Genomic DNA, 10747 nt, shown 5'->3' on the forward strand with positions numbered 1-10747 from the left:
TGCAGCTATCTGGACGTCAATAAGCCTAATCAATGAAGAGTAATCAATTATCTGCACAGCTTGCCCGCCAATTGGGTGCACACCGGCATTTGCTGGTGGCATTCAGCGGCGGGCTTGACTCCACTGTGCTGGTGCACCTGCTGGTTGCGTTACGGCAGCAATTGCCGGACTTGCAGCTTCGCGCGGTGCATGTGCACCATGGCCTGAGTGCTTTTGCCGATCAGTGGGCAGCACACTGCCAGCAGCAATGCGCAGTCTGGCAATTGCCACTGGTGGTTCAGCATGTGCAGGTGGACGGCAGCCAAGGCGGTATTGAAGCCGCCGCCCGCGCCGCCCGTTATGCGGCCTTCGCCACCACGCTGGTGGCCGGTGAGGTCTTGCTGACCGCACAACATCTTGACGATCAATGTGAAACCTTCCTGCTGGCGTTAAAACGTGGCAGTGGCCCGGCGGGCCTGTCGGCGATGGCTGTACAGGCGACGCGAGGGGAAAATAGTTTGTTGCGTCCGTTGTTGGGGGTTTCACGCGAACAGTTGGAAGCTTATGCGCAGCAGCATCAACTCACCTGGATTGACGACGATAGCAACCAGAACCCGCGTTTTGACCGTAATTTCCTGCGTCTTCAGGTGTTGCCGCTGCTGAATCAGCGTTGGCCGCATTTTGCCGCCGCAACGGCGCGTAGCGCCAGCTTGTGTGCCGAGCAAGAGCAATTACTGGACGAGTTACTGGCAGAGCAACTGCACTCATTGCTGGATGAAGACAATGCACTGGCAATTGACGGTTTGCTGACGTGTTCAGCATCCCGGCGTTTTGCTGTGTTACGCCGCTGGATTGCGTTATTCGACGTTACCATGCCCTCACGTGAACAGTTGCAACGACTATGGGAAGAGGTCGCACTCAGCCGTGACGACGCCGAACCACAACTGCAACTGCGGCAATATCAGATCCGTCGTTTCCGCCGGCGTTTGTACCTGTTGCCGCCGATGGACGATCTACGAGATCTCTGTCTAAGCTGGTCATTGGCAGCCCCATTAACACTGCCGGACGGATTAGGTGTTCTGGTCAGCGGGGAGGGGAATATTTGTCTGCGACCACCGCAGCCCGAGCAAAAAGTAAGTATACGTTTTACCGCGCAAGGCAAGCTCCGTATCTTGGGCCGGACACATTCCCGGTCGATCAAAAAATTGTGGCAAGAGTTGGGTATTCCGCCATGGCAGCGTGAGCGTATCCCATTGATCTATTATGATGATCAACTTATTGCTGCGCTGGGGGCTTTTGTCTGCGAGGCCGGACAAACACCGGAAGGGCAGCATCCTTGGCGGCTGCACTGGCGTAAAAATAATAATTAGACTGAGGAACCATGATGAAATTTGTGAGCGCAATGGTAGTGATGTTGGGGTTGTGCAGTCTGCCAGCGATGGCTGCGGGTGATGCGGCGGCGGGTAAGGATAAATCTGCCAGTTGTATGGCGTGCCACGGTGCTGAAGGGAAGGTCTCTGTGCCAATGTACCCGAACCTGGCCGGGCAAAATGCCATGTATCTGGAGCATGCATTGCAAGCGTATAAAAAAGGTGAGCGCAACGGTGGCCAGGCAGAAGTAATGAAGGCTTATGTCTCTGCGTTGTCTGATGATGATATTGCCGATCTGGCAGCCTACTATTCCAGCCTCAAACCCTAGGCCAGTCTCAAACCCGAGCCAGCCTGAAGCTATAAAAGACGAGGGCAGCCGTTGGGCTGCCCTGTTGGGATGGCGTTACCGTTTAATCAGTCAGACAGGCTGACGACCACGGTACCGATTTCCGGATGACTGAAACTGAGGATATGATCCAAACGCAAGCTGAGAGCATTGCCGGCCTGATCGATAATCAGATACTCAACGCCCTTGGTAAACTTCAGCTCGGTGGCCTTGCCTTCGAGTTTTTCTCCGTCGCGTAACTCCAGCTTCAGAATGTAGTTATGCTGACAGGCGAGTTCCAGGCTTTCATAGTCATCGCAATTGATGGATTGGTACTCATCATTCATCAACATAGTCGCTCACCAATAAGTTAGCGGCGGCAAAAGCCGCCTGTTCCCTAACGGAGGACGGTAGCGCGTTATTCGCAGCAACTTCGTCCAATGCCTTTAATACACATGCTAACGCATCAGGCACGTAGCCGAGATCACCACTGCCGATCTCAGCGTAAAAACGGCGTACTAACTCACAGTATTGTTGCACAGTTTCCTCCCTTAAGAACCTCTGCGTCATCGAAGCCCTACAGCGATGAGGCGCAGGCTCTCGGAGCTTGGCTCTATCCTAGACGACTATAGCACAGCTATTGTGGAGTTATTAGCACCTCCGCGCGGCTTTCGTACCGTGCTTTTCCCGGCCGCGCTGGCTGCGGATGGGCGAAATCTAGTACACTGTCGCCTGATAATTATGAGGTCACCCATGGCGCTGAAAGCTACTATTTATAAAGCCACGGTCAATATCGCTGATATGGATCGTCACTTCTACCACGACGCCACGCTCACCCTGGCCCAACATCCTTCTGAAACCGAACAGCGCATGATGCTGCGTTTACTGGCCTGGATCTGCCACGCTGATGAGCGTTTGGTCTTTACTAAAGGCCTGAGTGCTGACGACGAGCCGGAAATTTGGCAGCGGAACGACCATAACGGGCTGGAAATGTGGATCGAAATGGGGTTGCCCGATGAGAAGCGTATCAAGAAAGCCTGCAACCAGTCACCGCGGGTCGTGTTGTATGCTTACGGCGAACGCGCGGGCCATGTGTGGTGGCAGTCGATGCAGAGCAAAGTGGCAAACCACAAAAACCTAAGCATCCGTTTTCTGGATGATGAACAATTAGGCAAATTGGCCGCGTTGGCCAGTCGGAATATGACGCTGCAGGCTACGCTGCAAGAGGGAACTATCTGGCTTTCTGACGCTCAGAATAGTCTGGAAATCCAGTTTGCCGAGTGGCAACAGGCGCAGGTGTAATTGGTGTTAGAACTGTCAAGAAACGTAGCCATACCGGATAACGAACTGGAATTGACGGCGATCCGCGCCCAAGGTGCGGGTGGCCAGCACGTGAACAAAACCTCAACGGCTATCCATTTGCGCTTTGACATCCGGGCATCCAGCCTGCCAGAGTATTACAAGGAAAGGCTGCTGGCCCTGAATAATCATTTAATTACCGCTGATGGCGTCGTGATTATTAAAGCGCAGGAATACCGTAGTCAGGAATTAAACCGCGAGTCGGCGTTGGCCAGGTTGGTCGCGCTAATCCAGCAGGCGATGGTAGTGGAGAAGGCGCGCAAAGCGACTAAGCCTACTAAAGGGTCAAAATTACGTCGGCTGGAAGGCAAGGTAAGAAAAGGCGCGACTAAAGCGCTACGCGGCAAGATCCGCACTTAAGGACACATGAACACAGTAGGAGAATAACTGTGAAGAAAATAACACTGGCCCTGTTTTTAGCGGCAGGGGCACTTTCGTTACTGGGATGTAATAACCACTACCAGCCGAAAGAACAACCACTTCAAGCGATGCAACAAAGCTACCAAGGTATTTTGCCTTGCGCTGATTGTGGTGGCCTGGATACTGCGTTGTTCCTGGATAAAGACGGCACTTTTGTGTTGCAGGAAACCTATCGCGGCACTAAAGATGGCGATCAAACCTTTGCTGATTACGGCAAATGGGCGCGTACAGCGGATAAGTTAGTACTGACCGACAGCCGTGGTGATAAACGTTATTTCCGCCCGGTAGGTAAAAGCCTGGAAATGCTTGATCAAACTGGCGCTGTGATTGAGTCTCAGCTGAATTACCGCCTTGATCCTGTAGAAAAGGCATTGCCGAAGACACCTATGTCGCTGAAAGGCAGTTACACCTACATGGCGGATGCGGCAGTGTTTAAAGACTGTGCCACAGGCCAGACTTTCCCGGTCGATAATACTATCGCGCTGGAGCAAGGTTATGCCAAGGCCTACAAAACCCCGGGCGAACCAGTGTTCCTGACCCTGAATGGCCACTTTAGCGTTCAGCCCTCAATGGAAGATGGGCTAACCGAGAAAGCACTGGTGCCTGACGGCAAAATTGCTTTCGACCGCAGTAAAAATTGCGACAGTAAATAAGCGTCATAAAAAAACCCGCCTCGGCGGGTTTTTCGTTTCTGCTATAGCGGATTAGCGCTTGATCTGGCCTAACAGGAAATCAACGATTTCGCCGGTCTTGATCATGCGTTTCTCGCCGACACGGCGGTTTTTGTACTCAATCTCTTCGGTGTCGAGGTTACGATCGCCGATAACGATAGAGTGCGGTACGCCAATCAGTTCCATATCTGCAAACATCACACCTGGACGCTCTTTACGGTCATCGAGAATTACGTCGATGCCGTGTGAACGCAGGGTGTTGTACAGCTCTTCCGCCAGTGCTTGTACGCGGAAAGACTTGTGCATGTTCATTGGCAGAATTGCCACCTGGAATGGAGCGATAGCATCCGGCCAGATAATGCCGCGTTCGTCATGGTTCTGCTCGATAGCTGCAGCGACCACACGGGTCACCCCGATACCGTAACAACCCATGGTCAGTACCTGATTGCGACCGTCTTCACCCTGAACGGTGGCTTTCATCGCTTCGGAGTATTTGGTACCGAGCTGGAAGATATGGCCTACTTCGATACCGCGTTTGATCAACAGCGTACCTTTACCATCCGGGCTGGCATCGCCTTCTACAACGTTACGGATATCGGCAACGTGTGGCAACGGCAGATCGCGTTCCCAGTTGATACCAAAGTAATGCTTACCGTCGATATTAGCGCCGGCGCCGAAGTCACTCATCGCTGCTACGCTGCGATCGGCCACGACAGGAACCTGCAAATTGACTGGACCGAGTGAACCTGGACCAGCACCGATGATAGCGCGGATTTCTTCTTCGGTAGCGAAAACCAATGGAGCCGCAACCTGCGGCAGCTTCTCGGCTTTAATTTCGTTCAGCTCGTGATCGCCACGAACCAGCAGGGCAACCAGCTTGTGGCCGCTTTCTTCTTTGGCACGTACCAACAGCGTTTTAACGGTTTTTGTCACTGGCAGCTGGAATTGTTCTACCAGCTCGGTGATTGTTTTGGCGTTTGGCGTATCCACAATGCGCAGTTCTTCACTGGCTGCGGCACGCGGCTCCGCTGGGGCAACGGCTTCTGCCAGTTCAATATTGGCGGCAAAGTCGGACCCGGTGGAAAATACGATATCGTCTTCACCGCTGTCAGCCAGCACCTGGAACTCATGTGATGCGCTACCGCCAATAGAGCCGGTATCGGCATGTACCGGACGGAAGTCCAGGCCCATACGGCTGAAGATTTTGCTGTAGGCTTCGTACATCGCATCGTAGGTCGCTTGCAGCGATTCCTGCGTGGTGTGGAACGAATAAGCGTCCTTCATCAGGAATTCGCGAGAACGCATCACACCGAAACGTGGGCGTACTTCATCCCGGAACTTGGTCTGAATCTGGAAGAAGTTCAGCGGAAGCTGCTTGTAAGAACTGATCTCGTTACGGATCAGATCGGTGATCACTTCTTCGTGCGTTGGACCCAGCACGAACGGGCGATCGCCGCGATCGACAAAGCGCAACAGCTCAGGGCCATACTGTTCCCAACGGCCACTTTCCTGCCACAGATCGGCAGGCTGTACCACCGGCATACACACTTCGATCGCGTTAGCATTGTTCATTTCTTCGCGAACGATGTTTTCAACCTTTTTCAGAACGCGCAGACCGGTTGGCAGCCAGGTATAAAGACCCGAGGCCAGTTTGCGAATCATCCCGGCGCGTAGCATCAGCTGGTGGCTGATCACTTCGGCATCGGCAGGTGTCTCCTTCAGGGTGGAGAGCAGATATTGGCTAGTACGCATGGTGTTTTGGTTCCGTTAGAACTGCAAATTGCATTGGGCAGCCACAGTGGCGGCCAAAAGTGACAAAAGTGGTTTAGTTTACCAGTGCGAGCGGGTTGTCAAAAGAGAGACGGTGGAATTTTAACGCAGGTCGAGAGACAGCACCTCGGTTTGTTGACCCACAACTCGCCAGCGCACGTTGAAATCCAGTAACCAGACCGCGTAATCCCGTTCCGCTTGTTGCCCCTTACGGTAGGCTGGCCGGGGATCTTGAGCCAGAACCTGAGTGATAAAACGTCGTAACTGCGGATAGCGCTTCTGATGTTGCTGTATCTGCTGTTCCGCCTCAGGTGCAAAAAACACCGGCATATCACCGGCAGGCGCTGACTGAGCAAATCCGGCACGTGCCTGTGGCTGGCTTTCGGCAAAGGGCAGGTAAGGTTTGATATCCACCACTGGCGTACCATCAACCAGATCGAGACTGCCCAATTCAAGTACGACATCGCTTCCCTGAACCCGCACGTTTTTTAATTCAATCAGCGACATACCGAGCGGATTCGGACGGAAAGTCGAACGAGTAGCGAATACTCCCATACGCGCGTTGCCACCGAGGCGGGGTGGGCGGACGGTTGGCCGCCAGCCACCTTCCATGGTTTGATGGAAAATAAACATCACCCAAAGATGGCTGAACTCATTGAGGCCGCGTACTGCTTCCGCCTGGTTATAGGGCGGCAGCAGTACTAACTCGCCGCCACCGTCTTCCACCAACCCTGGTTGACGAGGGACGGCGAATTTTTCTTTATACGGTGAACGGATAGTTCCGATCTGATTGAAAACAAACTCGGTCATTTGGACGAAACGTTAAGCGCTGAGCCTTGGCAAATGGCCTGTTGGTAACAACCAGCAACGCCACTGACAATCTGGCAGTCGTGCAATAGCACAGCATTTGCTTTCATGTAGGAAGCGCGGATTTGCATGCGTTTACGGGCGGTTGCCAGGTTAGGTGGAGAGTCCTGCACCGTCGTCTGGCAAGATTCGCCGGAGACTTCACCCAGATCGCGGAATGGCTTACCGACTAACTCTTCTGCACTTTTGTACAGTTTAACCGGCGCCGGACGTGCCGCTGAGGTCGTTTTCGTCGGCGCTGTTGCTACCGGTTTGCTGGTGCTGTTTGTTGAGGGGGGCGCGAAACGTTGCGACGAACACCCTGCTAGCGCAAGCGCTAACAAACAGAGAGGTAAAGCACGCATTGAGATTCCTCTGCCTTGATGGAATATAGAAGTGGCGCTATTGAAGCAATCTATCGTGGAAATAACAAGACGGGCTGGAGCCCGTCTAGATATAAGACAAGCACCCGAAAATTGTGGTTTTCGGGTGCTTGGGGTAATTCAGAAGATCTAATTCTTTGTTTTCATTACGACTAAATCATTATTTTTAGTCGCAAAGAACTATGCCAACTCTCTCGACGGGCCGTAGCCCGTCTTGCAATTATAGGAATAAAATCGGTAATTAATGATTACCAACCTTTAACTGCACCACCGTTAAAGATCTTGTTGGCTGCTTCATTCACTTCGTCAGATTGGTAAGCCTGAACGAATTTCTTCACGTTCTCCGCGTCTTTGTTATCTTCGCGGGCAACCAGCAGGTTAACGTAAGGTGAGTCTTTACCTTCAACGAACAGGCCGTCTTTCGCTGGGGTCAGGCCAATCTGGCTGGCGTAAGTGGTATTGATTACGGCCAATGCGATTTGCTGATCATCGAGTGAGCGTGGCAATTGTGGTGCTTCCAGCTCGACCAGTTTCAGATTTTTCGGGTTCTCAGTCACGTCCAGTACGGTCGGCAGCAGGCCAACACCGTCTTTCAGTTTGATCAGGTTAACCTTCTGCAACAGCAGCAGGGAACGGCCCAGATTAGTTGGATCATTAGGCAGGGCAACCTGGGAACCGTCTTTCAGTTCGTCCAGAGATTTGATTTTCTTGGAGTAACCGGCAATCGGATACACGAAGGTATTACCGACTGCGACCAGTTTGTAACCGCGATCCTTGATTTGCTGATCCAGATACGGTTTGTGCTGGAAGGCGTTCAGATCGATGTCACCTTTGCTCAGCGCTTCGTTTGGCAGTACGTAGTCATTGAAGGTTACCAGCTCGACGTCCAGACCGTATTTCTCTTTCGCCACTTTTTGCGCGATTTCGGCGACTTGCTGTTCAGCACCGACAATGACACCGACTTTAATATGGTTCGGATCTTTTTCTTCTTGACCACAGCCTACCAGAGCCAGAGTACCGATCAGTGCGCCGATTGCTGCGATGGATTTAAATTTTAACGACATATCCCTTCCTCATTAGACTCGCATTTGAAATACGCTGTGTGAGCGCAGTTGCTGTAAAAACTACTTATGGGTAACGGCCTTGACGATCCGGTCACCGAAGAACTGAATCAGATAAACCAGCACCACCAGTAATACTAATACGGTATTCATTACTGTGGCGTTATAACCGATATAACCGTACTGATAACCAATTTGCCCCAGACCACCTGCGCCAACAGCGCCGCCCATGGCGGAATAACCCACCAGAGTGATTAAGGTGATGGTGGCGGCGTTAACCAAACCCGGCAGGGCTTCAGGCAACAACACTTTTTTAATGATTTGCATTGGGGTTGCGCCCATCGCACGCGCAGCTTCCACCAGGCCAGACGGGATTTCCAACAGCGCGTTTTCTACCATACGGGCAATAAACGGTGCTGCACCCACGGTCAGTGGCACAATAGCCGCCTGCAGGCCGATCGACGTACCGACGATCAAGCGAGTAAATGGAATCATCCACACCAACAGGATAATGAAGGGGATGGAACGGAAAACGTTCACTAACCCAGACAGTGTTCTATATAGCGTATTATTGGCGGCGATTTGCCCCGGACGAGTCACATACAACAGCACGCCAACCGGCAAGCCGAGCACGAAACCGAAGAAGCCGGAGACAAAGGTCATCATGACGGTTTCCCACACGCCACGAGCCATTAACCACATCATTGCCTCAGACATAACCCAGAACCTCTACTTTTACCTGATTTTCCTGCAGGAACTTAATCGTTGCCAATGCGTCTTCATCACTGCCGTGGAGCTCCGCGAGCATCACGCCGAATTTAACGCCACCGGCATAGTCCATCTGCGCACTGATGATGTTGTTGTTCACGTTGAAACGACGAGCGGCTTCTGACAGCAGCGGCGCATCAACGGACTGGCCGGTGAACTCCAGACGTAATAGCGGCTGACGGCCACCACTGCGTTCAGGCGCCAGGCGTTTGGCATAGTCATCCGGGATATCCAGATGCAGTGTGGATTGAATGAACTGTTGGGCCAGCGGGGTTTTCGGGTGCGAGAACACTTCGCTGACGCTGTCTTTTTCAATCAGTTGGCCCTGGCTGATGACCGCAACCTGATCGCAGATGCGTTTCACCACGTCCATTTCATGCGTGATCAACAGAATAGTCAGACCAAGACGGCGGTTAATGTCTTTCAGCAGTTCCAGAATTGAGCGGGTGGTGGCCGGATCCAGCGCGCTGGTGGCTTCATCGCACAGCAGGACTTTGGGTTGGCTTGCCAGTGCACGGGCAATGGCCACACGTTGCTTCTGGCCGCCCGACAGGTTAGCCGGATAAGCATCATGCTTATCTGACAAACCGACCAGTTCCAGTAATTCGGTCACGCGTTTTTTGATTTCAGCGCGTGGGGTGTTATCGAGTTCGAGCGGTAAAGAAACGTTGCCGAACACAGTACGGGAAGACAACAGGTTAAAGTGTTGGAAAATCATGCCAATCTGACGGCGTGCACGCGTCAGTTCGCTTTCAGACAGCGAAGTCAAATCCTGCCCGTCGACCAGTACCTGGCCAGAGGTTGGGCGCTCAAGCATGTTGGCGCAGCGGATCAATGTACTTTTACCGGCGCCTGATGCACCGATAACGCCATAAATTTGCCCGGCAGGGACGTGAAGAGTCACGTCGGAGAGCGCGTTAATCGTGCGCGAACCCTGCTGGAACACTTTGGTGATGTTAGAAAGTTTAATCATATTCTTCTTATTTTAGCTTGGTTGCCCGTGGCTAGATAAAAGTAAACCTTGGCGTGGACCAAGGTATGACTCAGATGTTAAGGCGTCTAGACGTCTAAGTCAACGATCAACGCTGTTCTCTTCCGTTCTCAGCGCTGGGTAAAACATGCGATACTGTGTACGTTTTCAGGCCCTCAGGAGCAAACCGGTGACACAAAGCGTTCCAGCAATTTTTCTCGATCGTGATGGCACGATTAATGTTGACCATGGCTACGTCCATGAAATCGATAACTTCCACTTTATTGATGGCGTGATTGACGCTTGTCGCGAACTTAAAAAGATGGGCTTTGCTCTGGTATTGGTAACCAACCAGTCTGGCATCGCACGCGGTAAGTTCAGTGAAGACCAGTTTATGTACCTGACTGAATGGATGGATTGGTCGTTAGCCGATCGTGATGTTGATTTGGATGGCATCTATTTCTGTCCGCATCATCCAGAAGCAGTAATAGAAGAGTTCCGCCAAGTGTGCGATTGCCGCAAGCCTCAACCTGGCATGTTGTTGCAGGCGCAGCAGGAATTGAACATTGATATGGCTGCTTCTTATATGGTTGGCGACAAACTGGAAGATATGCAGGCGGCAGTGGCGGCAGGTGTTGGTACAAAAGTACTGGTGCGCACCGGCAAGCCAGTCACTGAAGAAGGTGAGAAACTGGCAGATTGGGTGTTAAACAGCCTGGCAGACCTGCCGGAAGCCATCAAAAAGCGGGTTTAGTAGACGTTATGCATGAATAGTGAGCAGTCAGATAAAAAGTGAATATTAATCCTTGTCATTCTGAGCTGGC

14 protein-coding genes are annotated in these 10747 nt (G+C 52.3%); 6 read left to right on the plus strand and 8 right to left on the minus strand.

All coding sequences use genetic code 11. The features are described from left to right. Positions 1 to 32 precede the first annotated feature (32 nt). Positions 33 to 1349 (plus strand): tRNA lysidine(34) synthetase TilS, encoded by a 1317-nt coding sequence (gene tilS, locus SGR01S_RS20850; RefSeq protein WP_061808479.1) that lies wholly within the window; start codon positions 33 to 35, stop codon positions 1347 to 1349. 11 nt (positions 1350 to 1360) lie between these two features. Beyond that, on the plus strand, positions 1361 to 1678 hold the full coding sequence (locus tag SGR01S_RS20855) for a c-type cytochrome (RefSeq protein ID WP_172479790.1): 318 nt from the start codon (positions 1361 to 1363) through the stop codon (positions 1676 to 1678). Positions 1679 to 1764: 86 nt separating this feature from the next. On the opposite strand, the gene rof is transcribed toward SGR01S_RS20855, so the two are convergent. Further along, a complete protein-coding gene (gene rof, locus SGR01S_RS20860; protein WP_004952197.1) occupies positions 1765 to 2022 on the minus strand; it encodes a Rho-binding antiterminator in 258 nt (85 codons plus the stop codon). After that, complete coding sequence (locus tag SGR01S_RS20865) at positions 2015 to 2215, minus strand: YaeP family protein (protein WP_037426441.1); 201 nt, start codon at positions 2213 to 2215, stop codon at positions 2015 to 2017. Before SGR01S_RS20865 ends, rof begins: the two co-directional genes overlap by 8 nt. Before the next feature lie 213 nt (positions 2216 to 2428). Here SGR01S_RS20865 and SGR01S_RS20870 point away from each other — a divergent pair, with 213 nt between their 5' ends. Genes SGR01S_RS20870 through nlpE form a run of 3 tightly spaced genes read left to right on the plus strand, consistent with a single transcriptional unit; the run spans position 2429 to position 4107 of the window. Further along, positions 2429 to 2977 (plus strand): YaeQ family protein, encoded by a 549-nt coding sequence (locus SGR01S_RS20870; protein WP_037426438.1) that lies wholly within the window; start codon positions 2429 to 2431, stop codon positions 2975 to 2977. Between the two features lie 3 nt (positions 2978 to 2980). Next, positions 2981 to 3394 (plus strand): alternative ribosome rescue aminoacyl-tRNA hydrolase ArfB, encoded by a 414-nt coding sequence (gene arfB, locus SGR01S_RS20875; protein ID WP_037426459.1) that lies wholly within the window; start codon positions 2981 to 2983, stop codon positions 3392 to 3394. Between the two features lie 29 nt (positions 3395 to 3423). Beyond that, the gene (gene nlpE / locus SGR01S_RS20880; RefSeq protein WP_061808480.1) at positions 3424 to 4107 is read left to right on the plus strand and encodes an envelope stress response activation lipoprotein NlpE; all 684 of its coding nucleotides are present in this window, start codon (positions 3424 to 3426) and stop codon (positions 4105 to 4107) included. 51 nt (positions 4108 to 4158) lie between these two features. Here the strand turns inward: nlpE and proS are convergent, their stop codons facing one another. The 6 genes from proS to metN all read right to left on the minus strand — a co-directional run bounded on the left by proS (position 4159) and on the right by metN (position 9926). Continuing rightward, positions 4159 to 5877, minus strand: a complete 1719-nt coding sequence (gene proS / locus SGR01S_RS20885) for a proline--tRNA ligase (protein ID WP_061808481.1) — start codon at positions 5875 to 5877, stop codon at positions 4159 to 4161. Positions 5878 to 5997: 120 nt separating this feature from the next. Continuing rightward, positions 5998 to 6705, minus strand: a complete 708-nt coding sequence (gene tsaA, locus SGR01S_RS20890) for a tRNA (N6-threonylcarbamoyladenosine(37)-N6)-methyltransferase TrmO (protein WP_061808482.1) — start codon at positions 6703 to 6705, stop codon at positions 5998 to 6000. Then, entirely contained in the window at positions 6702 to 7106 is a 405-nt protein-coding gene (gene rcsF / locus SGR01S_RS20895; RefSeq protein WP_037426428.1) for an envelope stress sensor lipoprotein RcsF, read from the minus strand. Before rcsF ends, tsaA begins: the two co-directional genes overlap by 4 nt. A gap of 266 nt (positions 7107 to 7372) precedes the next feature. Further along, a complete protein-coding gene (locus tag SGR01S_RS20900) occupies positions 7373 to 8188 on the minus strand; it encodes a MetQ/NlpA family lipoprotein (RefSeq protein ID WP_037426426.1) in 816 nt (271 codons plus the stop codon). A 60-nt stretch (positions 8189 to 8248) separates the two neighbouring features. Next, positions 8249 to 8902: a methionine ABC transporter permease MetI gene (locus tag SGR01S_RS20905; RefSeq protein WP_012146460.1), complete on the minus strand. Its 654-nt coding sequence runs from the start codon at positions 8900 to 8902 to the stop codon at positions 8249 to 8251. Continuing rightward, positions 8895 to 9926, minus strand: a complete 1032-nt coding sequence (metN, locus tag SGR01S_RS20910; RefSeq protein ID WP_037426424.1) for a methionine ABC transporter ATP-binding protein MetN — start codon at positions 9924 to 9926, stop codon at positions 8895 to 8897. The genes SGR01S_RS20905 and metN overlap by 8 nt, the downstream gene beginning before the upstream one ends. 187 nt (positions 9927 to 10113) lie before the next feature. Here metN and gmhB point away from each other — a divergent pair, with 187 nt between their 5' ends. Continuing rightward, the gene (gene gmhB / locus SGR01S_RS20915; RefSeq protein WP_037426422.1) at positions 10114 to 10677 is read left to right on the plus strand and encodes a D-glycero-beta-D-manno-heptose 1,7-bisphosphate 7-phosphatase; all 564 of its coding nucleotides are present in this window, start codon (positions 10114 to 10116) and stop codon (positions 10675 to 10677) included. The last annotated feature ends 70 nt before the right edge of the window (positions 10678 to 10747 follow it).

Origin of the sequence: Serratia grimesii NBRC 13537 (assembly GCF_001590905.1) — a bacterium.
In the GTDB taxonomy this organism is placed as follows: domain Bacteria; phylum Pseudomonadota; class Gammaproteobacteria; order Enterobacterales; family Enterobacteriaceae; genus Serratia; species Serratia grimesii.